The following is a 24,266-nucleotide window of genomic DNA, read 5'->3' as shown; positions in this document are numbered from 1 at the left end:
GGTGTCGCTCACTGGCCCGGCACCTTCCATCCGAACCTCGCCTTGATCGCCGCGCCGTGCGCGGGCAGGTCCTCGGCCTCGGCCAGTGTCACCACGTGGTGCGCGACGTCGGCGAGTGCCTCGCGGGTGTAGTCCACGATGTGGATGCCGCGCAGGAAGGACTGGACGGACAGGCCCGAGGAGTGGCAGGCGCAGCCGCCCGTGGGCAGCACGTGGTTGGAGCCCGCGCAGTAGTCGCCGAGCGACACCGGGGCCCAGGGGCCCACGAAGACCGCGCCCGCGTTCTTGACCCGGTCGGCGACCGCGGCGGCGTCCCGGGTCTGGATCTCCAGGTGCTCGGCGCCGTACGCGTCGACGACGCGCAGGCCCTCCTCCAGGCCGTCGACGAGCACGATCGCGGACTGCCTGCCCGCGAGGGCGGGGGCGATCCGGTCCTCGACGTGCTTGCTGGCGGCGACCTGCGGCTCGAGTTCCTCGGCGACGGCGTCGGCGAGGTCGGCGGAGTCCGTGACCAGGACGGCGGCGGCAAGCGGGTCGTGCTCGGCCTGGCTGATCAGGTCGGACGCGACGTGCACCGGGTCGGCGGTGTCGTCGGCGAGGACCGCGATCTCGGTGGGCCCGGCCTCGGTGTCGATGCCGATGAGGCCCGTGAAGTACCGCTTGGCCGCGGCGACCCAGATGTTGCCGGGCCCCGTGACCATGTTGGCGGGGGCGCACTCGGCCGTGCCGTACGCGAACATCGCGACGGCCTGGGCGCCGCCGACGGCGTACACCTCGTCGATGCCGAGCAGCGCGCAGGCCGCGAGGATCGTCGGGTGCGGCAGGCCCCCGAAGTCCGCCTGCGGCGGCGACGCGAGCGCCATGGAGGCGACACCGGCCTCCTGCGCGGGCACCGCGTTCATGATCACGGAGGACGGGTAGACGGAGCGGCCGCCCGGCGCGTACAGACCGACGCGCTCGACCGGCACCCACTTCTCGGTGACCGAGCCGCCGGGGACGACCTGGGTGGTGTGCGGGGCGCGGCGCTGGGCGCGGTGGACGGCGCGGGCGCGGCGGATGGACTCCTCCAGGGCCGCGCGGACGTCGGGGGCGAGCCGGTCGAGGGCGTCGGCGAGGGCGTCGGCGGGCACCCGGACCCGCTCCAGGCGCACACCGTCGAACTTCTCCGCGTACTCGATCAGTGCCGCGTCGCCACGATGATGCACGTCCTCGCAGATCGGCCGCACCTTGTCCAGGGCAGCGGCGACGTCGAAGTCGGCACGGGGCAGCAGGGCGCGCAGAGCGGACCCCGACGGAAACTCCGTGAGGGCGTCGCCGCGCAGATCGATTCGAGAGATCACATGGCCAATTCTCGCAGACCGCCGGAGGCGGCCGGTCGCCCGTATCAATGGCTGATACGTGCCGCGCGGTCCTGGCGCGCACCGGCCGGCGCGTCGCCGGAAGACCACGTTCACCAACCGCGTTCAGGCGGTCACAGAGCGGGCATGAACAGGTGTACGTCACATATGCACACCGCGGGCGGTTCACGGGAGGGCATCAGCAGTGGTCGACGACACCGGCATCGGGGACCCGCCGGACGGGCTGACCGCCGCGGAGATGGGCATGTGGCAGTCGTTCCGCAACGGCAGCGTGTACGACCTCAGGTCCGGGGACACCGCCGTGGACGACCCGCACGGCGGCCACCCCTGGGGCCCCGAGCGGAGCGTGCGGGCGCGCATCGTGTGCTGGCTGCTGCTGGACGGGCCACCCGCGCTCTCCGGGCGGGTGTCGGCGCTGAAACTGGCCGGGGTGCAGATCACGGACGTGCTCGACCTGGCGGGCGGCACGGTCGTGCCGTACACGGAGCTGAAGGGCTGCCGCTTCGAGAAGGAGGTGCTGCTGCCCGAGGCGCGCTTCACCACCCTGCGGATGGTCGACTGCTCCATCCCGCGCCTGGAGGCGGCCCGCCTGCACACCGAGGGCGATCTGCACCTGCCGCGCAGCCGCATCCACAACGGCATGCGGCTCACGGACGCCCACATCGGCACGGACCTGCTGCTCAACCAGGCCGTCGTCTACCGCGACCGGCGCGCACGCTCGATCATGGGCGACGGCATGACGGTCGGCCAGGACCTCCAGGCCGAGATGCTGGAGTCGCACGGCGAGCTGAGCCTGCGCGGCGCCAAGGTCGGTGTCAGCCTGAGCCTGCGCGGCAGCCGCCTCGCCAACCCCTACGGCCGCCGCGCCCTGAACGCGCCCCAGCTGACCGTCGAGCGCACCCTCTACCTGACCCCTGCGGGCGTCGGCAATCCGCCGCAGACCAGTGGCACGACGCCCGCGCGCGGGACCCGGGTGCAGCGCTTCGAGTGCGAGGGCGGGGTCCGGCTCGACGACGGGCGCTTCGGCGACGCGGTGGACTTCGGGCAGGCCCGGTTCATCCTCCAGAGCGACCAGGAGGTGTCGCTGCGCCGCGTCCAGACGCCCGAGCTGCGCTTCCTCTCCGAGGCGCCCCGGCGCGGGAAGATCGTGCTCTCCGGCGCACGGGTGGTGAACCTCCTGGACCGGGCGTCGAGCTGGCCGGGGCCCGGCGCGCTCCAGATGGGCGGGTTCACCTACGAGAACCTGATCCCGCAGGGCAGCTTCCCGCTGTCGCGGCGCCTGCAATGGGTGACGGCGGCCACGGCCGAGTACAACCCCGAGCCGTACGAGAGGCTCGCCACCGTCCTGCGCAACGGCGGTGAGGACGCCGATGCCCGCGAGGTGCTGCTCGCCAAGCAGCGCCGCCGCCGCGAGACGCTGCCACCCGCGGCCAAGCTGTGGGGGTACGTGCAGGACTGGACGGTCGCCTACGGCTACCGCCCGGGGCGGGCCGCGCTGTGGATGACACTGCTGTGGGCGGCCAGCGCCATCGCCTTCTCCCGCGCGGACCACCCCCCGCTCAAGCCCGGCGAACACCCCGACTGGAACCCCGCCCTCTTCGCCCTCGACCTGCTGCTCCCCGTCATCGACCTGGGCCACGACACCTACTGGCAGCTCGGCGGCGGCTGGCAGTGGCTGTCGGCGACACTGATCCTCAGCGGCTGGGTCCTGGCGACGACGGTGGCGGCGGGCGCGACACGACTCCTGCGGAGATCGTGACCGCCCCGAAGCCTCCGGGCCCGCCCGGCGCTTTCTAGCCTGTCCGGCGCGTCTCAGCCCGTCCGGCGTTTGAGGACAAGGCCGAAGGCCGACGTATCTCAGCCCGTCCGGCGCTTGAGGACGAGGCCGAAGGCCGACAGGGGGAAAGGGGCGCAGCCCCATAGTCGCCGCGGCCGAACCGTTACCGAGCGCAGGACAACCATCACCCCCCTCCACCCGTCAACACACGCGACCAGCATTCCGCCCCGTTCCCGGACCACGAACGGGCGACAACCAAGACCCGGGCGCAAAGGGGGACAGACGGATGCCACTCCTGCGCGCCCTGATCCGCACCGCCCGCATGGTCCGCCACACCCCACGCCTGGCCGCAGGCCTCCCCCCGGACGACGAGGTGCTGCTCGACGTGCCGGACGACCGCCTCGCCCCGGCCCTGGTCGCCGCGGGCCGCGGTGAGTACGGACCGGCCGCCAAGCTCCTCGCCACCACCCGCGAGGCCGCCGAGTGGGAGAACCGCGACCGGTACGCGACCCGCCTCGCCGCCTTCGCCCGCTCCCGCGCCGAGTGGTTCGACGACTGGCTGTCCGCCGCCCCGCACGACCCGGACGCCCTCCTGCTCAAGGCCGAACTCGCGGTGGTCCGCGGCTGGGAGTCGCCCGCACGCGCGGAACTCCTGCGCGAGGTGAGCCCGCTGCTCACTGCGGCCGCCGACGCCGACCCGCGCGACCCCGTGCCGTGGCGCATCGCGCTCGACCACGCCCGCGGCACGCACGCCTCGCACTCGGAGTTCGAGGAGCTGTGGGCGCAGGCGGTGCGCCGCTCCTCGTACCACTACGGCTGTCACGCCTCGGCCCTGATGTATCTGTCGGCGCACTGGTACGGCTCGCACACCGAGTGCTTCGCCTTCGCGGAGCGGGCGGCGGCGGACGCGCTGCCCGGCTCGCTGATACAGGCGCTGCCGGTGCGCGCGGCGTTCGCCTATCTGACCAGCGCCGCCGGGAACCTGCCCCGCGAACGCCTGGACAAGGCCGCCGACCTGGCAATCGCCCTGTCCGGCGAGTACGCGGCGGGCGACCCCTGGCCCGCCGAGGTCCGCAACCTCCTCACCCACGTCCTGGTCCGCCTCGAACGCTGGCACGACGCCCTCGACCAGCTCCGCCTCATCGGCCCGTACGCGACGTCGTTCCCCTGGGACCGGCTCTCCGACGACCCGCTCGGGCAGTTCCTCGAGCTGCGGGACGGGGTGCGGATAGAGGTGGCGTCGCGGACACCGCTGCGGGCACGGGCCGGGCGGGCGGACGGTGCGGGTGCCGACGGCCGTTAGGCTTTCGGATCGTGACGACCGTCCGGCTTCCGCTCTTCCCGCTCGACTCGGTGTTGTTCCCGGGGCTCGTGCTGCCCCTGAACATCTTCGAGGAGCGCTATCGCGCCATGATGCGCGAACTCCTGAAGGTTCCCGACGAGGAGCAGCGGCAGTTCGCCGTCGTGGCGATCAGGGACGGCAGGGAGGTCGCGCCGAGCGCGCCCGGGCTCCCCGACCAGACCGCGCAGCCCGCGCAGGGCCCCGCGGCCGGCTTCGGCGACGACCCGCTGCGCGCCTTCCATGAGGTGGGCTGCGTCGCGGACGCGGCGACCATCCGCGAGCGCGAGGACGGCGGCTTCGAGGTCCTGGCCACCGGCACCACCCGGGTGCGGCTGCGCTCGGTGGACGCGTCGGGGCCGTTCCTGACCGCCGAGCTGGAACCGCTGGAGGAGAAGCCGGGCGAGGAGGCGGGCGCGCTCGCCGAGGGCGTGCTGCGGGCCTTCCGCTCGTACCAGAAGCGGCTCGCGGGCGCCCGGGAGCGCTCGTTGGCGTCGGGCACCGAGCTGCCCGACGACCCTTCGGTGGTGTCGTACCTGGTCGCGGCCGCCGCCGTGCTCGACACCCCCACCAAGCAGCGGCTGCTCGAAGCCACCGACACCGCTTCCCGGCTGCGCGACGAGCTGAAACTCCTTCGCGCCGAGACCGCGATCATCCGTAATCTGCCGTCGTTGCCCGCGACGGAGCTGACGCGGGGCACGACCAGCCTCAACTGACCTACGAAGCCGGGAAGCGACGAGCAGCGTGGCGAAGAAGCAGAAGAAGACGCAGGCGGGCGGCACTCCCGCGACGGTCGCCCTGACCCGGGCGGGCACGCCCTTCACCGTGCACTCCTACGAACACGACCCCGCCCACCCCAGCTACGGCCAGGAGGCCGCGGAGGCGATGGGTGTCCCGCCCGACCGGGTCTTCAAGACGCTCGTCGCCGACGTCGACGGAGAGCTGACCGTGGCGGTCGTGCCGGTGGCAGGGACGCTGAACCTGAAGGCCCTCGCCACCGCGGTGGGCGGCAAGCGGGCGACGATGGCGGACCCGGCCGCGGCCGAGCGCGCCACTGGCTACGTCCGCGGCGGCATCTCGCCCCTCGGCCAGCGCAGACAGCTCCGCACGGTCCTCGACGACTCGGCCGGCGGCCACCGAACGATCTGTGTCTCGGCGGGCCGCCGCGGCCTGGAGGTGGAGCTCGCCCCCGCCGACCTGACGGCGCTCACCGGCGCGGTGCTCGCCCCGATCGGGCGTGAATGAACCCTCGACGGGGCCCCGGTCCTCGACTAGGACCACTCCCATGTCGAAGAAAACACGCAAGCGGAAGTGGCGGATCAAGAAGGGCAAGGCCAACCACGGCAGACGCCCGGCCTGAGACAGCCCCCGGGTCCTTTGACGCCCGGGGTTCCCTGGTGGCCCCGGGGTTCCCTGGTGGCTCCAGGACCTCTGACGGCCCCGGGTCCCCTGAGGGCCCAGAAATCGGTGGCGGCTACCGCTCCGGTGCCCCGTACGGGTCGCGGTAGCCGTCGTCGTACGCCGCGGCGGGGTCGGGGTCCCTCGGCCCGAAGAAGCCCGTCAGGGCCAGCTGGACGACCATGGCGGCGACCGGCCAGGCGAGCAGCACGCCCTTGGCCTTCAGCTCCATGGGCGCGTCGAAGACGACGCCCTGCCCCACGGACTTGGCGTGCGCCACCACGTCCGTATCGGGGCCGACCCACACGCCCACCTTCCAGGCGAGCACGGCGCCGAGGAGCGAGCCCGCCGCGAGACCGACGACGAGCGGGATGCCGCCGCGCCTGCGCACCAGGAACACCACGAGCGCGCTGACGAACCCGAACGCGAGCCCGAGGAGAGTGAACGTCCCGTCGACGCCGACGGCCTGCTCGCCCTCGGTGTCCTTGAGGAAGACCGCCTTGTCGTCGGCGATCAGCGGCACGCGCGGCGCGAGCCACAGCCACAGCAGCCCGAGCAGCACGCCGGACGCGGCCACCGCGACCGCGATCACCACGGCGTCCCGCACCTCGGCCCGCATGCCGGGGCCGTCCTCCTCGTGCGCCTGCTCGGGGACCGGCCCGGCGGCCCGCGCGGGCTCCCGCCAGGGGTCGGCGGGCTCTTCGGAGGCGTTGTCCGGCTTGTCGTGCGGCGGCTGGGAGGGGGTAAGCGGTGCGGTCACGCACACATGGTGCCAGCTCCGCCGGGGAATAGCGCCACCGGACGGCGGATCCGGGTCAGCGGACGGCGGCCCGCCGGTAGGCCCAGGTGGCGACGGCGAGCGAGGCGACGCCGACACCCGCGCACACCGCCAGGTCGAGCACCACGGCACCCCAGTCCGGGTCGGCGCCGAAGGTGCGGGCCAGGGCCTCCACGCCGTACGTCGACGGCAGCAGGTCGCGCGCGTACTGCAACAGCCCGGGCATCCGCTCGGCCGGGAGCACACCGAGCAGCAGGGCCGCGGACATGCCCATCTGGCCGAGCAGGGTGGCCAGCTCGGGCCGCGGCGCGAGCAGGCCGAGCGCCGCCCCGAGCCCGGCGAGCGCGGCGCCGGACAGCGGGATCACCGCGGCGAGCACCCACAGGTGCGTCAGCGGCAGGCCGAAGAGGCCGCAGCCGACGACGGCCGTGACGACGGTGCCGGGCACCGTGAAGGAGGCGTACGCGGCGGCGGCGCCGAGGACGACGGCGGCGGGCGGCACGGGCAGGGTGGCGTAGTGGTCGAGGCCGCCGTCGCCGCGGAGCTGGCCGAAGTACTGGGCGAGCAGGTTGAGCGCGACGAACGCGACGACGAGGACGGAGGACCCGGCCACGACGGCGTGCGCCTCGCCGCCGCCGTCCACCACGCCCCGCATGAGGACCATGATTCCGACGGACTGGAACGTGGCGACGAAGAGCAGCGGGATCCGCGCCACCCGGGCACGCGACAGCTGCGCCCGGTAGACCGCGGCCAGGGCCGGCATGAGCCGCGCCCGCGCCCCGAGCGGCGCCGCGGCGTCCGAGGGCACCTGCACGGCACCTTCCTCGGCGCGCACGACGGCTTCCAGCGGAACGGCACTCAACGAACAACCTTCCTGCCGACGTCCTGACGCTTACAGCCGAGCTGACACCCACGCCCACCGTGCCGCACACGGCCGACATGACGCCCACGGCTGCCGTACCGCTCACGGCCGACGTGACGCTCGCGGCTGCCGTACCGCTCACGGCCGACGTGACGCGCGTGGCCACCGTGACGCACGCGGCCGATGTGACGCTCACGCCCACGGCCGACGCCCGCACGGCTCCGTGCCCCGTCCTTCCTGTTCGGGGTCACGGGTGGGCGGGTGGGAGACATCCGCCGCGCAGCGGCGGGACAGGAATCCCCACCGCGAACAGGAGCAGTCACACCTTCACCAGCCCATCCCCACCCCGCCCGCCGAGGGCGAGATACACATCCTCCAGGCTGGGAGTGGCCAGAGTGAAATCGTCCAACGCGGCGAAGGCGCCCCCGCCGGTGACCGCGGCGACGGCCGCCCGGGCCTCCTCCGGGGCGAGCCGCAGCGTCCACTTGCGCCCGGACTCGACCGCCGACGACCGCAGCGCGGCGACCTCCGGCACGTCGACGGGCGCCCGCTCGCGCCACACGAGTTCGACCCTGACCTCCCCTGCGACCTGTTCCTTGAGCCCGCCGGGGGTGTCGCAGGCGATGACGCGGCCGTGGTCGAGCACGGCGACCCGGTCGAGCACGGTCTCGGCCTCGATGACGTTGTGGGTGACGAGCAGGACCGTCGTGCCTCGCTCGGCCCGCCGCCGGTCGACCGCGCCCCACACGGCCCGCCGCGCCACCGGGTCCATGCCGGTGGTCGGCTCGTCGAGCACGAGCAGCTGCCGCTCCCCCACCAGGGCGGTGGCGAAGCAGGCCAGCCTGCGCTGCCCGCCGGAGAGCTTCTTCAGGGGGCGGCCCGCCAGGTCGGTGAGGCCCAGTTCCGCCAGCACGTCGTCGCGCTCGGCCCGCGCCCGGGCGGCGTCGAGGCCGCGCAGGCGCGCGGTCGTCTCGACGGCGAGGGAGACGGTCAGCTCGTCCAGGGCGGTGGACTCCTGCCCCAGATAGGCCAGCAGCCGGGCGGCCCGCTCGGGGTGGCGCACGATGTCGTGGCCGAGCACGTGCACGCTGCCGCTGTCGGGCCGCATCAGGCCGGTGAGCTGGCGTACGAGGGTGGACTTGCCGGCGCCGTTGGGTCCGAGGAGGCCGAAGATCTCCCCGCGGCCGACCTCGATGCCGAGGCCGTCGCTGGCCCGCACCTCGGGCGTCGCGGGCCTGCCGCGGCGGCCGCGGGCCGCGGGATAGACCTTGACGAGGTCGCGCACCACGCAGACGGCATCGCTGCCGTATGCCTGCCGGAGCCCTTGTCGGACCGCCTGTGCCGCGCGCGTACTCACGAAGGACGAGACTACGGGGTCCGATGTCCGGTATGGCGCCCGGGGCCGCGGTCGCGTCCCTCACTCCCCCATCGGGCCGTGCTCGGCGGCGGTCCGCACGTCGATCTCGCGCCAGAAGCCCGCCCGGATCGCGTACCGGTCGTGCTCGTCGATCTGGTCGTCCTTGTGGGCGAGCAGGCCGAAGCGCGCCGCGTATCTGAGCAGTTCGCCGTCGACGCGGTGCGGGATACGCGGGTACATCGTGGCGAGCTTCTGTACGTTGTGCTGCTCGGGCAGGCGCCCCATCCAGCGGCGGGCGAAGACCTGGCCGACCTCGAAGGGGTCGCCGCCGACGGTGGTGATGTCCTCCTCCCGGTCGGCCCAGCGCTGCTCGGCGGTGGTGAGCTGGGCGAGGGTCGGCAGCGCCGCGGCCTCGGGGGGCTCGGCGGGCGTGCCGGGGCGGTCCACCCAGCCCTTGTCGGAGGACCAGCGCAGCGTGGCGTTCGCCGGTTCCTTGGCGGGCGGGGCGCCGGGGCCGCGCAGGGCGGCGAGGTCCTTGGGGGTGGGGACGCCCTTGGTGGCGGGGACGCGCTCCCCGTTCCGCTCGCCGGGGGTCGCGGTGGCCGGGTGGTGCGGGGGCGCGGGCGGGCGGGCGCGGTCGGCGCCGGTGGCGAGCGCGGACTCGGGCAGCGGCGCGGAGAGGATCGCGGCGATCTCCGGGCGGGGGGCGGGCGCCGGGGGGCAGACGCCGGTCAGCTCCTTGGCCCGGACGGCCTTGGTGATCCAGGCGCGGTCGAGGACACGGCGCTCGTCGGCCTCGGCGACCAGGTCCTCGGACTGGTTGTAGTCGCCGTCGGCGGCCTGCACGGCCCAGAGGTGGACGGCGACGCCGTGCTCCTTGGCGGCCATCATGCCGGGCAGCAGATCGCCGTCGCCGGTGACCAGGACGACGTCGGAACAAGCGCGGTTGCGGGCCAGCTCCGTCAGCTCGGCGTGCATGGCGGCGTCCACGCCCTTCTGCGCCCAGCGCCCGTCGCTGCGGGTCAGCGCGCCCAGGCGCACGGTGACCCGGGGCATCACGCGCAGCCTGCGGTGCTCCGGCTGGGGTACGCGGTCGGGGGCGCCGTCGAACCAGTAGATCCGCAGCAGGGGGCGCTCGGTGTCGGACTCGGCGCGCTCGCGCAGGCCCTGGATGAGGGCGGAGTGGTCGACGGTGATCCTGGACCGGGACGGCTCTCCCGCGAGGAGGCTCGCGGCCGCTCCCAGCAGATACCCGGCGTCCACCAGGACGATGCAGCGGTCCACGCGGTCCACCCTCTTTCCCTGGATTCCTGAAGGTGCCCGAAGGTCCCACAGATCCCGGCCGGGGACCTGGAGATTCAAAGGATCGGGAGATCCGGCGGATCCTGGAGGTTACTTCGGGTTTCCTTCGAGTCTGCCCGACCTCGGGGAGGTTAACGGCCCGAACTCGATCTTCGGCGTGGCGTATCCGCTCCGTACCCGCCGACAGGCCTGATGACGCACGGTAATTATCCGAAATGCACCATTCGAATAGTTATGTGAGTCTGATCGCGTCATGGCCCCCGGATCCCCTTCAGGAGGAAGATCACCATGGCCAAGAACAAGAACCGCAAGCAGGCCGCCCAGGAAAACCGCTCCTCGCAGGCCGAGCGCGCCTCGGAAGAGGCACGGACGGCCGCCGCCGAGGCGCAGCAGGCCATGCAGACGCAGGCCCAGGGCAGCCCTGCGGATGTTGCCCGTAAGCACCAGCGCCGCTTCGGCCACAACTGACGCGCGTACTGACACACCTCAGGGGCGCACCCGCGGCGGGTGCGCCCCTGAGCCGTGCCGCGCTCCGGTGGTTCAGCCCGCCAGGCAGGACGGGCCGAGCAGCACCTTCAGGTCGCCGAAGAGCGCCGGGTCGGGCTTCACTCGGTGCCGGTCGAGCCGGAGCACGGTGGTCTTCCGGGCGCCCTGGAGCTTGATCCGCACCTCGCTGTTGCCCCGGTGGTGGCTGAGGATCTCGCCGAGGCGGGTGACCATCGGCGGGCTCACCTTCACGGTCGGGATGGTGATGAGGACGGGGGCGTTGGTCCCGGCGTTCGACAGGTCGGGGACCTGCATCTCCATGGCGACGAGGCGGGGGACGTCCTCACGCTTGTCGAGGCGGCCCTTGACGAACACCACCGCATCCTCGACCAGTTGCGTCGACACCAGCTGATAGGTCGCCGGGAAGAACATGCACTCGATGGAGCCGGCGAGGTCCTCCACGGTCGCGATCGCCCACGCGTTGCCCTGCTTGGTCATCTTGCGCTGCAACCCGGAGATGATCCCGCCGATCGTCACCACCGCGCCGTCGGAGAAGTCCCCGCCGGTCAGCTGGCCGATCCCCGCATCCGCCTTGTCCGACAGCACGTGCTCGAGACCGAACAGCGGATGGTCGGACACATACAGGCCCAGCATCTCCCGCTCCTGGGCGAGCAGATACGTCTTGTCCCACTCGTCGGTGGAGAACTCCACGTCCAGACCGAAGCCCGGCTCGTCCGACTCGTCCTCCCCCATCCCTCCGAACAGGTCGAACTGCCCCTCGGCCTCCTTGCGCTTGACCGCGACCACATTGTCGATCATCGGCTCGTACTGCGCGGTCAGGCCCTTGCGGGTGTGCCCCATGGTGTCGAACGCACCGGCCTTGATCAGCGACTCCGTGGTGCGCTTGTTGCACGCCGCCGCCTCCACCTTGTCCAGGTAGTCCGGGAACGAGCCGAACTTCCCCTTCGCCTTCCGCGAGCGGATGATCGACTCGACCACGTTCGTACCGACGTTGCGCACCGCCTCGAGACCGAACAGGATCACGTCGTCACCCTGCGCGGCGAAGTTGTGCACCGACTCGTTCACATTCGGCGGCAGCACCTTGATGCCCATACGACGGCACTCGTTCAGATACACCGCCGACTTGTCCTTGTCGTCCTTCACCGACGTCAGCAGCGCCGCCATGTACTCCGCCGGGTAGTTCGCCTTCAGATACGCGGTCCAGTACGTGACGAGGCCGTACGCGGAGGAGTGCGCCTTGTTGAAGGCGTATCCGGCGAAGGGCACAAGGACGTCCCACAGGGCCTGGATCGCGGCGTCCGAATAGCCCTTCTTCTTGGCGCCCGCCTGGAAGAGGACGAAGTTCTTCTCCAGTTCCTCGGGCTTCTTCTTGCCCATGACGCGGCGCAGGATGTCGGCCTCGCCGAGCGAGTAGCCCGCGATGATCTGGGCGGCCTTCTGCACCTGCTCCTGGTACACGATCAGGCCGTAGGTGAGACCCAGGGTCTCCTTCAGGGGCTCTTCGAGCTCCGGGTGGATCGGGGTGATTTCCTGGCGGCCGTTCTTGCGCTCCGCGTAGTTGATGTGCGAGTTCATGCCCATCGGGCCCGGGCGGTAGAGGGCCGAGACGGCGGAGATGTCCTCGAAGTTGTCGGGCTGCATCTGGCGGAGCAGGGAGCGCATCGGGCCGCCGTCGAACTGGAAGACGCCGAGCGTGTCACCGCGGCAGAGCAGTTGGAAGGTCTTGGGGTCGTCGAGCGGGAGGCTGAGCATCTCCAGGTCGATGCCCTTGTTGGCCTTCACCATCTTGACGGCGTCGTCCATGATCGTGAGGTTGCGCAGGCCGAGGAAGTCCATCTTCAGCAGGCCGAGCGACTCGCACTGCGGATAGTCCCACTGCGTGATCGTGACGCCGTCGGTGTGCCGCACCCAGATCGGGGCGTGGTCCACGATCGGCTCGCTGGACATGATCACGCCCGCCGCGTGCACACCCATCTGCCGGACCAGGCCCTCCACGCCCTTGGCGGTGTCGATGACCTTCTTCACGTCCGGCTCGTTCTCGTACATCCCCCGGATCTCGCCCGCCTCGGTGTAGCGCGGGTGGGTGGGGTTGGTGATGCCGTCGAGGTCGATGCCCTTGCCGAGGACGTCGGCGGGCATGGCCTTGGTGAGCCGGTCGCCCATGGCGTAGGGGTAGCCGAGGACGCGCGCGGAGTCCTTGATCGCGTTCTTCGCCTTGATCTTGCCGTACGTACCGATCATGGCGACCTTGTCCTCGCCGTACTTCTCGGTCACGTACCTGATCACTTCGACGCGCCTGCGCTCGTCGAAGTCGATGTCGACATCGGGCATCGAGACGCGCTCGGGGTTGAGGAACCGCTCGAAGATCAGGCCGTGCGTGATCGGGTCGAGGTCGGTGATGCCCATGGCGTACGCGACGATCGAGCCGGCCGCGGAGCCTCGGCCGGGGCCGACCGCGATGCCGTTGTTCTTGGCCCACATGATGAAGTCGGCGACCACGAGGAAGTAGCCGGGGAACCCCATCTGGATGATGATGTCCATCTCGTACTCGGCCTGCTTCTGGCGGTCCTCGGGGACGCCGGCCGGATAGCGGCGCTGCATGCCGCGGCGCACTTCCTCCTGGAACCAGGTGACCTCGGTGAAGCCGTCCGGGATGTCGAACTTCGGCATCAGGTCGCGCTTCTCGAACATGCCGCTGGTGTCGATCTGCTCCGCCACGAGGAGCGTGTTCGCGCACCCCTCCTGCCAGGCGTCGGAGGAATCGACGGCGTACATCTCGTCCGTCGACTTCAGGTAGTAGCCCGTACCGTCGAAACGGAAACGATCCGGGTCCGACAGGTTCTTGCCCGTCTGGATGCAGAGCAGCGCGTCGTGCGCCGTCGCCTCGTGGGCGTACGTGTAGTGCGAGTCGTTCGTCACCAGCGGCGGAATGCCGAGTTTCTTGCCCACCCGCAGGAGATCCTCACGGACCCGCCGCTCGATGTCGATGCCGTGGTCCATCAGCTCCAGGAAATACCGGTCCTTGCCGAAGATGTCCTGGTACTCCGAAGCCGCCTTGACCGCCTCGTCGAACTGCCCGAGCCGCAACCGCGTCTGCAACTCACCCGAGGGGCACCCCGTCGACGCGATCAGGCCCTCCGACCACTGCGCGATGGTCTCCTTGTCCATCCGCGGCCACTTCTGGAGCCAGCCCTCCGCATACGCGTCCGAGGAGAGACGGAACAGATTGTGCAGACCCGTACGGTTCGCCGCCCAGATCGTCTTGTGCGTGTAGCCACCCGAACCCGACACGTCGTCGCGCTTCTGGTGCGGCTGCCCCCACTGGATCTTCCGCTTGTTGCGCCGCGACTCCGGCGCCACATACGCCTCGATCCCGATGATCGGCGTCACCCCGGCCTTCTTCGCCGAGTGGAAGAAGTCGTACGCGCCGTGCAGATTGCCGTGATCGGACATCGCGATGTGCGTCATGCCCATCTCGTTGCACGCGTTGAACATGTCCTTCAGCCGCGCGGCACCGTCCAGGAGCGAGTACTGGGTGTGGACGTGCAGGTGCGTGAAGGGCGGCTTCGACACGGCTTGGGCCTCCGGGTGGGACTCTGCGGGCGGCGGGGGTGGACAGCGTGGAAGTCTAGTCCCGCTCACTGACACCGGCCGGGCACTCGCGCGTACGGTCGTCCGTTGGAGAAGAGGGCGGAGAGCCGTCCCCCATGTCATGCACCAGGAGGCACCCCCCGATGTCGGTCCCGCAGCCCCCCGCCGACCAGCGCGGCGAGGAGATCCTCGCCGTCTTCGGCACCGCGTTCGGCGAGCTGCTCGCCGCCGACCCCGCCGCGTTCCGGGTGAAGTTCCGGAAGATGGCGGCCTCGGCCTTCGCCTTCTACCGCGGCACGGCCTGCCTCTTCTACCACGACCTGGAGGGCGAGCACGCGGACGGCGGCAAGCACGGCGGTCCCTACGTGGACGACCGCACGGGCCGGGTGTGGATCCACGGCGACCTGCACGCGGAGAACTTCGGCACGTACATGGACTCCCAGGGCCGCCTGATCTTCAACGTCAACGACTTCGACGAGGCGTACGTGGGCCCCTTCACCTGGGACCTGAAGCGCCTCGCCGCCTCCCTGGCCCTGATCGGCTACACCAAGGCGCTCAGCGACGAGCAGATCACGGACCTCGTGCGCACCTGCGCCGCGGCCTACCGCGAGCGCGTCCACGACCTGGCGACGGGCGCGAAGAGCGACGAGGTGCCGCCCTTCACCCTGGACACCGCCCAGGGCCCGCTCCTGGACGCCCTGCGCGCGGCCCGCTCCCTGACCCGCTTCGAGCTCCTGGACTCGATGACGGAGATCCGCGACTTCGAGCGCCGCTTCGCGCCCGGCGGCGGCTCCATCGAGCTGGACGCCGCCACCCGGTACAAGGTCCTCGCCGCCTTCGACGGCTATCTGGAGACCCTCCCCGACTCCTCCCTGGCCCGCCCCGACTCCTACCGCGTGAAGGACGTCGTGGGCCGCCGCGGCATCGGCATCGGCTCCGCGGGCCTGCCGTCGTACAACATCCTCCTCGAGGGCAACAGCGACGCCCTGGAGAACGACGTCGTGATCTACCTCAAGCAGGCCCAGACCCCGGCCGTCTCCCGGCACATCACGGACCCCGCGATCCGCGACTACTTCCAGCACGAGGGCCACCGCACGGTCATCTCGCAGCGGGCATTGCAGGCGCACGCCGACCCCTGGCTCGGCTGGACCGAGCTGAACGGCACGGGCCAGCTCGTCGCCGAGGTCTCGCCGTACGCGGTGGACCTCGACTGGTCGGACATCGACGACGTGGAGGAGATCTCCGCGGTGGTGGCCGACCTGGGCCGGGCCACGGCGACGATGCACGCCGCGGCGGACGACGAGAGCGGCCACTCCGACCTGGTGCCCTTCTCCACGGAGCGCGCCATCGACGCCGCCATCGCCGCCGACGAGGCCGGCTTCGCCGACCTCCTGGTCGACTTCGCGCACAGCTACGGCGCGCGGGCCCGCGCGGACCACCAGATCTTCGTCGACCTCTTCCGCAACGGCCGCATCCCGGGCCTGTAGGCCCTGTGCGGCCGGCCGTCGGACGCACAAGGACGTCCCCCAGGTCCTCTAGGACCTCCTCCCAGGACTTCCCAGGACACTCGCGAGCACCTTCACAGGGACCCTTTAGGGGTCTCTTACGACGACACATGGCACACTCAACTGCGCGATGGACATATCAGGGACCCAGCTGAGAGTGGTGCGCGCGGCAGTGTTCACGGCCCTGGTCGTGACGCTCTCCGCCGCGTCGCACGTACTGCTGTCCCGCGCCCCGCTGCCGCTCGTCCCGTTCGCCGCGGTGAGCGCCGCCGTCTTCGCGCTCGCGTACGCCCTCGCGGGGCGCGAGCGCGGCTTCGGCGCGATCGCCGCCCTGCTCATCCCGCTGGAACTCGCCGCCGACACGGTGTTCACGGCGGGCCAGCACGTCTGCTACGGCCAGGCGGGCGGCCCGGTCGCGGGGCCGCTGCGCTCCGTCGGCTTCGACGTGCTGTGCGGCGGCGGCAGCGTCGGCACGCCCCTGGCCCGGATGGCGGGCGGCGAGAGCCACGGCGCCGCGGTGCTCGCCGAGGCCGACCCCGCGGCGGCCTGGCTGCTGCTCGCCGCGCACGTCGGGACCGGGCTGCTCGCGGCCTCCTGGCTCGGGCGCGGTGAGCGTGCCGTCGCCGGGCTGCTGCGCGCCGCCGCGGCGGCGACGTTCCGGCCGCTGATCCTCGCGGTCGCCGCGGTGACCCCGCGCGGCGAGCCCGGGCGCCGCCTGCCGCGCCCCGTGCGCCGGACGCAGACCGTCCGCAGCAGGCTGCTCGTACACATCGTGGGACGGCGTGGACCGCCGTGCTCGGCCGCATCCGCCTGAGCACAGCAGTGTCCCCTCTGCACCACCACGGAGAAGAATCATGAGCAAGCGCAACAGCCAGGCATCCAAGCAGGCGGCCCGCGAGCGGATCCGCGTCCAGCAGGAGGCCGAGCGCCGGCGCGAGAAGCGCAAGCGGTCGATCCTCGTCGGCGCCTCCATCCTCGGTGTCCTCGCCATCGCGGGCGGCGTCTCGTACGCCGTCGTGCAGAACAACAAGCCCGACTACTGGGACGGGGCCAAGGACCAGAAGCTGGTCAAGCCCGCCAACACCACCGGCGCGAACGGCACGACCGTCGTCGTCGGCAAGGCGAGCGCCAAGAAGACCCTGAAGCTGTACGAGGACCCGCGCTGCCCCATCTGCGCGAGCTTCGAGCAGGCCGTCGGGCCGACGGTCGAGAAGGACATCGAGGACGGCAAGTACAAGGTCCAGTTCGTCGGCGCCACCTTCCTCGACAACAGCTTCCCCGGCGAGGGCTCCCGCAACGCGATGAGCGCGCTCGGTGCCGCCCTGAACGTCTCCCCCGACGCCTTCCTCGCCTACAAGAAGGCGCTGTACTCGACCGGCAACCACCCGGCCGAGCAGGACGACAAGTTCAAGGACGACTCCTACCTGCTGAAGATCGCGAACGAGGTGCCCGAGCTCAAGAAGAGCGCGGCCTTCAAGAAGGCGGTCGAGGACGGCACGTACGACCGCTGGGCCCTGGAGATGTCGGACGCGTTCAGCGACAACAAGGACAAGGTCGAGGGCACCCCGGCCCTCGTCATGAACGGCAAGCAGCTCAAGGGCGCCGACGGCAGGAACGCGCCGATGACCCCCGAGGAGTTCAACAAGGCCGTCGACGCGGAGATCAAGAGCTGATCCAGGAGTTATCACGCAAGCGCAGTAGGCGTACTGCGGAAGAGCGGGCGAACTTTCGGCAGTCGCCCGCTCTTCGCCGTTACCGGTGCGTAGGGTCCGTCCTGTGACCAGTCGAATAGACAACAACTCCGTGGCATCCGCCGAGGTTTCCGAGACGTCCCCGGACACCTTCCGCGCCCCGCGCCGCCGCACCGTCGTCAAGGCCGCGGCCGCCACCGCCGCCCTCGCCGCCCCGCTGGCGGCGATCCCGGCCGCCCGTGCCGCCGACGGCCCCGCCTTCCTGCACGGTGTCGCCTCCGGTGACCCGCTGCCCGACGGCGTCCTGCTGTGGACGCGCGTCACCCCGACACCCGACGCCACCCCGGGGTCCGGCAAGGGGCCGGACATCGAGGTGCGCTGGGAGGTGGCCGAGGACAAGGGCTTCACGCGGGTCGTCCGCAGCGGCGCGCTCCCGGCGAAGGCCGCGGGCGACCACACGGTCAAGGCCGATGTGCGGGGCCTGCGCCCGGCGAGCACCTATTACTACCGCTTCGCCGTCGGCAAGGAGGGCGAGGGCGACGGGTCGCCGGTGCGCTCCCCCGTGGGCCGCACCCGCACCGCGCCCGCCCACGACGCCTCCGCGGCCGGGGTCCGCTTCGGCATCGTGTCGTGCTCGAACTGGGAGGCCGGGTACTTCTCCGCGTACCGCCACCTCGCCGCCCGCACCGAGCTGGACGCGGTCCTGCACCTGGGCGACTACCTGTACGAGTACGCCTCCGGCGGCTTCGCCTCGTCCGGCGACGTCGTGCGCGAGCACCGGCCGAGGCACGAGATCCTCACCCTCGCCGACTACCGGACCCGGCACGGCGCCCACAAGACCGATCCCGACGCGCAGGCCCTGCACGGCACGCACCCGGTGATCGCGATCTGGGACGACCACGAGGTCGCCAACGACGCCTGGTCCGGCGGCGCGGAGAACCACACCCCGGGCACGGAGGGCACCTGGGCCGCACGCGTGGCCGCCGCCAAGCAGGCCTACTTCGAGTGGATGCCGGTGCGCCCGGCCACCGAGGGCACCGTCTACCGCAGGCTGCGCTTCGGCGGCCTCGCCGATCTGCACCTGCTCGACCTGCGCTCGTTCCGCTCACAGCAGGCGGGCGTCGGCAGCGGCGACGTCGACTCCCCCACCCGGACGCTCACGGGCCGCGCCCAGCTCGACTGGCTGAAGTCCGGCCTGACCGCGTCGAACGCCGCCTGGCAGCTGGTCGGCACCTCGGTGATGATCTCGCCGGTCGCCTTCGGCTCCCTGCCCGCGTACCTCCTGAAGCCGCTCGCGGAGCTGCTCGGGCTGCCCGAGGGCGGGCTCGCCGTCAACACCGACCAGTGGGACGGCTACACCCACGACCGCAAGGAGCTGATCGGGCACCTGCGCGACAAGGCCGTCCGGAACACGGTCTTCCTGACCGGTGACATCCACATGGCGTGGGCCAACGACGTACCGGTGACCGCCGCCACGTACCCGGCCTCTCCGTCCGCGGCCACGGAGTTCGTCGTCACGTCCGTGACCTCCGACAACGTCGACGACTTCCTGAACGTCGCGCCGCACACCCTCTCGCTCGTCGGCGTCGCCGCGATCAAGGCCGCCAACCGCCATGTGAAGTACCTGGACATGGACTCCCACGGGTACGGCGTCCTGGACGTCACCAAGGAGCGGTCCCAGATGGACTACTACGTCATCTCCGACCGCACCGACCCGCACGCGACCTCGTCGTGGGCACGCTCGTACCGCACCCTGAGCGGAACGCAGAAGGTCGAGCGGGTGCACGCGCCGGTGCGGTAGCCCCTACCCCGTCGCCCGTGAGTGGCCGTGGGGTCAGGGTGCGGTGCAGACCGCCCGCGAGCAGCCTGGTGGGCCGCTGCACGCGCTCCTGACCGCGTACCGCCGACGGGGGCACGTGCCTACAGGCTGTCGAGGAACCCCAGCGCCGTACGCCACGTCGCCTCCGCCGCCTCGGCGTCGTAGTCGTCCAGGTCCGGGTCGGTGTACACGTGCCCCGCTCCCGGGTAGCGGTAGATCTCCACGTCGGCACCGGCGCGGCCCATCCGCAGGTACCAGGCGCTGAGCCAGTCGTCCGTCTCGAAGGCGTCCGGCTCCGCGACGTGCAGCTGGACCGGCAGGTCGGCCACGGAGGCGTTCTCGGCGATGTCGGAGGTGCCGTGCAGCAGGAGCAGGCCGCGCGCCTTGTCGTCGCCGAGGGCGAGGGTCTGCGCGATGGCGGCGCCGAGCGAGAAGCCCGCGTACACCAGGCCGCGCTCGGAGTAGGGCGCGGCGGCGAGCACCGCGCGCTTGAGGAGCTCGTCGGTGCCGAGCTCCTCCTTGAAGGCCAACCCTTCCTCGACGGTCCCGAAGGTGCGGCCCTCGAAGAGATCGGGCGTCCACACCTCGTGGCCTGCCGCGCGCAGCCGGTCGGCCGCCGCCCGCACCGCGGGCCGCAGCCCGTACGTCGAATGGAAGAGCATGATGTTCATGCAGCCATCGTGCCACCTGCCTTCCTGGTCGGGATGCGGGTGCGCCTACCCTCGGAGGCATGGAGAACGTACTGCGTCCGTTGATCGTGGTCGGCGGCTCGGTCGTGCTCACGCTGGCCGTCGGCTGGCTGGCCGACTGGGTGCTGCGGCGTGCCGACGCCCGGCGCCCCCACCAACCGCTGTGGGGGCTCCTCCGTCGCTGCCGGATACCGCTCCAGGTGGTCATGTGCACGGCCTTGCTGCGGGGCTCGTACGAGCAGGCGGAGATCGCCAGGCAACACAGCGTGGGGCTGGGCAGAACGCTCACTCTGGTGCTCATAGGTTCGGTGGCCTGGCTGGCCGTGCGCGTCTCGGCCGCCGTGGTGGAGTCCTCATACGCGCGCTACGCCCACGCGCACCGCGACCCGGCCCGGGTCCGGCGTGTCCGTACGCAGGTCACGCTGATCCAGCGGGTGGTCGCGGCCGTCGTGGGTGTGGTGGCGGTCGCCGCGATGCTGCTGACCTTCCCCGCCATGCAGGCGGCGGGGGCCTCGCTGCTGGCGTCCGCGGGCATCCTCGGCATCGTCGCCGGTGTGGCCGCCCAGTCCACCCTCGGCAACCTCTTCGCGGGATTGCAGATCGCCTTCGGCGACATGGTGCGGATCGGCGACACCGTGGTGGTCGACGGCGAGTGGGGGGTCGTCGACGAGATCACGCTGACGTTCCTGACGGTGCGGACCTGGGACGAGCGGCGGATCACGATGCCCGTGTCGTACTTCACGGCGAAGCCGTTCGAGAACTGGTCCCGAGGTGGCGCCCAGATGACCGGCACCGTCTTCTTCCAGCTCGACCACTCGGCCCCGGTGGGGGCGATGCGCGAGAAGCTCCAGGAGATCCTGCGCGACTGCGCCGCCTGGGACGGCCGTGACTGGGGCCTCGCCGTCACCGACACCACGCCGAACACCGTCCAGGTGCGGGCCCTGGTGACCGCCAAGGACGCCGACGACATCTGGACGGTGCGGGTCACGGTGCGCGAGCGGATGGTCGCCTGGCTGACCGAGCACCATCCGTACGCGCTGCCGCGGGTCAACACGGCCTGGGCGGCGGAGTCCCCGAACGGGAACCGTCCGCGTCCGATGACACCGCACGTACCGCGCACGGGACGCGGCTGACACCACCGGGACGCAGCGGCCGCCCCCCGGCATCCGGGGGGCGGCCGCTGCGCGTCAGCGCAGGCTGCGTACGTCGAGGTGGTGCAGCACCCGGTCCACGATCTCCGGGTCGTAGCCGGGTTCGCTGCGCGCGGACAGGACCTCGTGGCGGGCGGCCGACATCATCTCGCGCTGGACGCGCTGGAAGGCCTTCATCCGGTCGACGCGCTTCATGTGCCGCTCGCGGCGCTCGTCGTCCACGATGTCCGGGCTGATCCGGGCGCCGATGTCGAAGGCGCCGCGCAGCAGCCGCTCGGAGACCTCCTCGGGCAGCTCCTCGACGTCCTCGATCTCCTTCAGGCGCGCCTTGGCCGCCTTGGCGGCGCGCACCGCGAGTTCGCGTTCGAGCTCCCGCTCGGCGTCGGTGTCCGCTCGCACGCCGAGCCGCTTCACCAGCCAGGGCAGGGTGAGGCCCTGGGCGACGAGCGTGGCGACGATCACACAGAAGGCGATGAAGACGATCTCGTCCCTGGCGGGGAACGGAGCCCCGTCGTCCGTCTTCAGCGGAATGGCGAGAGCCAGCGCGACCGACGCCACGCCGCGCATCCCCGACCACCACATGACGACGGTCTCGCGCCAGCTGGTCGGGATCTCCTCGTCGTAGTCCCTGCGCTTGTGCAGCCGCTTGGCGAGCCAGGTGGCGGGGAGGAGCCACAGCAGCCGTACGCCGACGACGACCGTGACGACGGCGGCGCCCCAGCCCGCCATCTCCCACTCGCGCCCGTCGGCCGTACCGAAGACGTTGTGCAGTTCGAGCCCGATCAGCCCGAAGGCGACACCGGTGACGAGGGTGTCGACGATCTCCCAGAAGGACTGTGCGGTGATCCGGCCGAGTACGTCGTCCGCGTCGGTGGCGTTCTCCGCGAGGTAGAGCGCGGTGGTCAGGACGGCGAGGACGCCGGAGCCCAGCATCTCCTCGGCAAGGACGTAGGCCACGAACGGCACGAGGAGCGTCAGACCGGTCTGCAAGGTGGCGTCGTCGAGCAGGGCCATCAGCTTGTTGGTGAGCCAGCCGAGTACGAGGCCGACGGCCACGGCGACGACGGCCGAGAGCACGAGCTGCCCCGCGGCCGCGGACCAGGAGAAGTCGCCGCTGACGGCGGCGGCGATCGCCACGTGGTACAGCACGATGGCGGTCACGTCGTTGAAGAGCCCCTCGCCCTCCAGGATCGACACCAGGCGCCGCGGCAGCCCGAGCGACCCGGCGACGGCGGTCGCGGCCACCGGGTCCGGCGGGGCGACGAGCGCGCCGAGCGCGACGGCGGCGACGAGCGGGAGGCCCGGCACCACGGCGTTGGCGACGGCGGCGACGGCCGCTGTGGTCACGAACACCAGCGCCACGGCGAGCAGCAGGATCGGCCGGATGTTGGCGGCGAACTGCCGCCACGAGGTGCGCTGCACGGCCGCGTACAGGAGCGGCGGCAGGACGAGCGGCAGGATGAGGTCGGGCGGCACGTCGACGTTGGGCACGAACGGCACGAAGGCGAGGACGCCCCCGACGAGCGTCATGAGCACCGGCGCGGGCAGCCCGACCCGCTCCCCCACCGGCACGGTGACCAGCGCCCCCAGCAACAGCACGAGCAGCAGTGCCAGTTGATCCACGAGGGTGCCCTCCGGCGGTGGGAGACGGAAACGATCAGCCCCTCCACCTTGCCACGCGCCCCCCGCGATCAGGCCGAACGACTACGGCAGCGCCTTGCGCATGGCGAGGTGCTCGATCCCCGCGTCGAGGAACTCCGCCCCGTACGCCACGTACCCGAGGCGCTCGTAGAACCCCAGTGCGTGCGTCTGGGCGTGCAGGTCGACGGCGGTGAGCCCGCGGGCGCGGGCGGCGTCCTCGATGGCCCGCACCAGCGCGGCCCCGGCCCCGAGGCCCCGCGCGGAGCGCACCACGGCGAGCCGGCCGAGGGCGCCCACGCCCGTGTCCGGATCGCCGTTCTTCACGACAGCGGCGGCTCCGGTGAGCAGCCGCCCCGCCCCCACGGGCACCCCGTCGTCGGCCCGCACGGCGAGCACGTGCACGGCCACGGCGTCGTACTCGTCGTACTCGACGTCCTCGGGCACGCCCTGTTCGGCGACGAAGACCTCCCTGCGCACGGCGAAGCAGGCGTCCAGGTCCCTCTGGTCCACCGCGACCCGGCAGGTCACCCCGGCACGGCGGACGTCGTCCGTGGCGGTCACGCGCTCTCCGCCCTGACGCGGTCGAGCGCCTGCTGGAGGTCGTCGGGGTAGCCGCTCTCGAACTCCGCCCACTGGCCGTCGCCGGGGTGCTCGAAGCCGAGCCGCATGGCGTGCAGCCACTGGCGGGTGAGGCCGAGGCGCTTGGCGAGCGTGGGGTCCGCGCCGTAGGTCAGGTCGCCCGCGCAGGGGTGGCGGTGCGCCGACATGTGCACGCGGATCTGGTGGGTGCGGCCCGTCTCCAGCTTGATGTCGAGCAGGGAGGCGGCGCGGAAGGCCTCGATCAGGTCGTAGTGCGTGACCGACGGCTTGCCCTCGGCCGTGACCGCCCATTTGTAGTCGTGGTTCGGGTGGCGGCCGATGGGGGCGTCGATGGTGCCGCTCATGGGGTCGGGGTGGCCCTGCACCAGGGCGTGGTAGCGCTTGTCGACCGTGCGCTCCTTGAACTGGCGCTTCAGCGAGGTGTACGCCCGCTCCGACTTGGCGACGACCATCAGCCCCGACGTGCCGACGTCGAGGCGGTGCACGATGCCCTGGCGCTCGGCGGCACCGGAGGTCGAGATGCGGTACCCGGCGGCGGCGAGGCCGCCGATCACGGTCGTGCCCGTCCAGCCGGGGCTCGGGTGGGCGGCCACGCCCACGGGCTTGACGATCACGACGATGTCCTCGTCGTCGTGCACGATCTCCATGCCCTCGACGGGCTCGGCGACGATCTGCACCGGGGCGGCCGCCTGCGGCATCTCCACCTCCAGCCAGGCCCCGCCGTGGACGCGCTCGGACTTGCCGGCCACCGCGCCGTCGACCAGCACCTTGCCTGCGGCCGCGAGCTCGGCGGCCTTCGTACGGGAGAAACCGAACATGCGCGAGATGGCGGCGTCGACGCGCTCGCCCTCAAGGCCGTCAGGTACGGGCAGGGTACGGATCTCGGGAATCGTGCTCACCC

General features: G+C 71.8%; 20 protein-coding genes. 10 read left to right on the top strand and 10 right to left on the bottom strand.

What is annotated here, in order from left to right; genetic code table 11:
• Positions 1-8: 8 nt before the first annotated feature.
• The gene (gene hisD, locus ACH4DX_RS04775; RefSeq protein WP_398117801.1) at positions 9-1,340 is read right to left on the bottom strand and encodes a histidinol dehydrogenase; all 1,332 of its coding nucleotides are present in this window, start codon (positions 1,338-1,340) and stop codon (positions 9-11) included.
• Between the two features lie 256 nt (positions 1,341-1,596).
• Here hisD and ACH4DX_RS04770 point away from each other — a divergent pair, with 256 nt between their 5' ends.
• From ACH4DX_RS04770 to ybaK, 4 genes are all read left to right on the top strand, one after another.
• Entirely contained in the window at positions 1,597-3,117 is a 1,521-nt protein-coding gene (locus ACH4DX_RS04770; RefSeq protein WP_398118097.1) for an oxidoreductase, read from the top strand.
• A gap of 304 nt (positions 3,118-3,421) precedes the next feature.
• Positions 3,422-4,438 (top strand): hypothetical protein, encoded by a 1,017-nt coding sequence (locus ACH4DX_RS04765; RefSeq protein ID WP_398117799.1) that lies wholly within the window; start codon positions 3,422-3,424, stop codon positions 4,436-4,438.
• An 11-nt stretch (positions 4,439-4,449) separates the two neighbouring features.
• The gene (locus ACH4DX_RS04760; RefSeq protein WP_398117797.1) at positions 4,450-5,190 is read left to right on the top strand and encodes an LON peptidase substrate-binding domain-containing protein; all 741 of its coding nucleotides are present in this window, start codon (positions 4,450-4,452) and stop codon (positions 5,188-5,190) included.
• 28 nt (positions 5,191-5,218) lie between these two features.
• On the top strand, positions 5,219-5,719 hold the full coding sequence (ybaK, locus tag ACH4DX_RS04755) for a Cys-tRNA(Pro) deacylase (RefSeq protein WP_398117795.1): 501 nt from the start codon (positions 5,219-5,221) through the stop codon (positions 5,717-5,719).
• Positions 5,720-5,948: 229 nt separating this feature from the next.
• On the opposite strand, the gene ACH4DX_RS04750 is transcribed toward ybaK, so the two are convergent.
• The 4 genes from ACH4DX_RS04750 to ACH4DX_RS04735 form a co-directional block, all read right to left on the bottom strand.
• Entirely contained in the window at positions 5,949-6,632 is a 684-nt protein-coding gene (locus tag ACH4DX_RS04750; protein ID WP_398153980.1) for a DUF2567 domain-containing protein, read from the bottom strand.
• A 55-nt stretch (positions 6,633-6,687) separates the two neighbouring features.
• The gene (locus ACH4DX_RS04745) at positions 6,688-7,512 is read right to left on the bottom strand and encodes an ABC transporter permease (protein WP_398153979.1); all 825 of its coding nucleotides are present in this window, start codon (positions 7,510-7,512) and stop codon (positions 6,688-6,690) included.
• A 319-nt stretch (positions 7,513-7,831) separates the two neighbouring features.
• Positions 7,832-8,869, bottom strand: coding sequence for an ABC transporter ATP-binding protein (locus ACH4DX_RS04740; RefSeq protein ID WP_398153978.1), 1,038 nt, complete (start codon positions 8,867-8,869; stop codon positions 7,832-7,834).
• A gap of 60 nt (positions 8,870-8,929) precedes the next feature.
• A complete protein-coding gene (locus tag ACH4DX_RS04735; protein WP_398153977.1) occupies positions 8,930-10,153 on the bottom strand; it encodes an NYN domain-containing protein in 1,224 nt (407 codons plus the stop codon).
• A gap of 306 nt (positions 10,154-10,459) precedes the next feature.
• On the opposite strand from ACH4DX_RS04735, the gene ACH4DX_RS04730 reads away from it, so the two are divergent.
• Positions 10,460-10,639, top strand: coding sequence for a hypothetical protein (locus ACH4DX_RS04730; protein WP_398153976.1), 180 nt, complete (start codon positions 10,460-10,462; stop codon positions 10,637-10,639).
• Positions 10,640-10,711: 72 nt separating this feature from the next.
• Here the strand turns inward: ACH4DX_RS04730 and dnaE are convergent, their stop codons facing one another.
• Positions 10,712-14,251 carry a DNA polymerase III subunit alpha gene (gene dnaE, locus ACH4DX_RS04725; RefSeq protein WP_398153975.1) on the bottom strand — a complete coding sequence of 1,180 codons (3,540 nt, stop codon included), beginning with the start codon at positions 14,249-14,251 and terminating at the stop codon, positions 10,712-10,714.
• Positions 14,252-14,412: 161 nt separating this feature from the next.
• Here dnaE and ACH4DX_RS04720 point away from each other — a divergent pair, with 161 nt between their 5' ends.
• The 4 genes from ACH4DX_RS04720 to ACH4DX_RS04705 all read left to right on the top strand — a co-directional run bounded on the left by ACH4DX_RS04720 (position 14,413) and on the right by ACH4DX_RS04705 (position 19,266).
• Positions 14,413-15,756 carry a DUF2252 domain-containing protein gene (locus ACH4DX_RS04720; protein ID WP_398117782.1) on the top strand — a complete coding sequence of 448 codons (1,344 nt, stop codon included), beginning with the start codon at positions 14,413-14,415 and terminating at the stop codon, positions 15,754-15,756.
• 148 nt (positions 15,757-15,904) lie between these two features.
• Entirely contained in the window at positions 15,905-16,588 is a 684-nt protein-coding gene (locus ACH4DX_RS04715; protein ID WP_398153974.1) for a hypothetical protein, read from the top strand.
• A gap of 40 nt (positions 16,589-16,628) precedes the next feature.
• On the top strand, positions 16,629-17,447 hold the full coding sequence (locus ACH4DX_RS04710; RefSeq protein ID WP_398153973.1) for a thioredoxin domain-containing protein: 819 nt from the start codon (positions 16,629-16,631) through the stop codon (positions 17,445-17,447).
• Positions 17,448-17,577: 130 nt separating this feature from the next.
• Entirely contained in the window at positions 17,578-19,266 is a 1,689-nt protein-coding gene (locus tag ACH4DX_RS04705; protein WP_398154179.1) for an alkaline phosphatase D family protein, read from the top strand.
• 119 nt (positions 19,267-19,385) lie between these two features.
• Here ACH4DX_RS04705 and ACH4DX_RS04700 read toward each other — a convergent pair whose 3' ends face one another.
• On the bottom strand, positions 19,386-19,955 hold the full coding sequence (locus ACH4DX_RS04700; RefSeq protein WP_398153972.1) for a dienelactone hydrolase family protein: 570 nt from the start codon (positions 19,953-19,955) through the stop codon (positions 19,386-19,388).
• 59 nt (positions 19,956-20,014) lie between these two features.
• Here ACH4DX_RS04700 and ACH4DX_RS04695 point away from each other — a divergent pair, with 59 nt between their 5' ends.
• Positions 20,015-21,106: a mechanosensitive ion channel family protein gene (locus tag ACH4DX_RS04695; RefSeq protein WP_398117774.1), complete on the top strand. Its 1,092-nt coding sequence runs from the start codon at positions 20,015-20,017 to the stop codon at positions 21,104-21,106.
• Positions 21,107-21,160: 54 nt separating this feature from the next.
• Here ACH4DX_RS04695 and ACH4DX_RS04690 read toward each other — a convergent pair whose 3' ends face one another.
• From ACH4DX_RS04690 to ACH4DX_RS04680, 3 genes are all read right to left on the bottom strand, one after another.
• Positions 21,161-22,747: a Na+/H+ antiporter gene (locus ACH4DX_RS04690; RefSeq protein ID WP_398153971.1), complete on the bottom strand. Its 1,587-nt coding sequence runs from the start codon at positions 22,745-22,747 to the stop codon at positions 21,161-21,163.
• Between the two features lie 81 nt (positions 22,748-22,828).
• On the bottom strand, positions 22,829-23,326 hold the full coding sequence (locus tag ACH4DX_RS04685; protein WP_398117770.1) for a GNAT family N-acetyltransferase: 498 nt from the start codon (positions 23,324-23,326) through the stop codon (positions 22,829-22,831).
• Positions 23,323-24,264, bottom strand: coding sequence for an RluA family pseudouridine synthase (locus ACH4DX_RS04680; RefSeq protein ID WP_398117769.1), 942 nt, complete (start codon positions 24,262-24,264; stop codon positions 23,323-23,325). The genes ACH4DX_RS04685 and ACH4DX_RS04680 overlap by 4 nt, the downstream gene beginning before the upstream one ends.
• Between the last annotated feature and the right edge of the window lie 2 nt (positions 24,265-24,266).

Origin of the sequence: Streptomyces sp. NPDC017940 (genome assembly GCF_044328435.1) — a bacterium.
In the GTDB taxonomy this organism is placed as follows: Bacteria; Actinomycetota; Actinomycetes; order Streptomycetales; family Streptomycetaceae; genus Streptomyces.
The sequence above is the reverse complement of the archived record's forward strand: the minus strand, read 5'-3'. Positions and strand labels throughout refer to the sequence as shown.

Bases quoted from the DNA above. Each gene is read 5' to 3' on its own strand.
- ACH4DX_RS04770 (WP_398118097.1), top strand. From the start codon at position 1,597: ATGGGCATGTGGCAGTCGTTCCGCAACGGCAGCGTGTACGACCTCAGG.
- ACH4DX_RS04730 (WP_398153976.1), top strand. From the start codon at position 10,460: ATGGCCAAGAACAAGAACCGCAAGCAGGCCGCCCAGGAAAACCGCTCC.
- ACH4DX_RS04720 (WP_398117782.1), top strand. From the start codon at position 14,413: ATGTCGGTCCCGCAGCCCCCCGCCGACCAGCGCGGCGAGGAGATCCTC.
- ACH4DX_RS04710 (WP_398153973.1), top strand. From the start codon at position 16,629: ATGAGCAAGCGCAACAGCCAGGCATCCAAGCAGGCGGCCCGCGAGCGG.
- ACH4DX_RS04700 (WP_398153972.1), bottom strand. From the start codon at position 19,955: ATGAACATCATGCTCTTCCATTCGACGTACGGGCTGCGGCCCGCGGTG.
- ACH4DX_RS04695 (WP_398117774.1), top strand. From the start codon at position 20,015: ATGGAGAACGTACTGCGTCCGTTGATCGTGGTCGGCGGCTCGGTCGTG.
- ACH4DX_RS04765 (WP_398117799.1), top strand. From the start codon at position 3,422: ATGCCACTCCTGCGCGCCCTGATCCGCACCGCCCGCATGGTCCGCCAC.
- ACH4DX_RS04715 (WP_398153974.1), top strand. From the start codon at position 15,905: ATGGACATATCAGGGACCCAGCTGAGAGTGGTGCGCGCGGCAGTGTTC.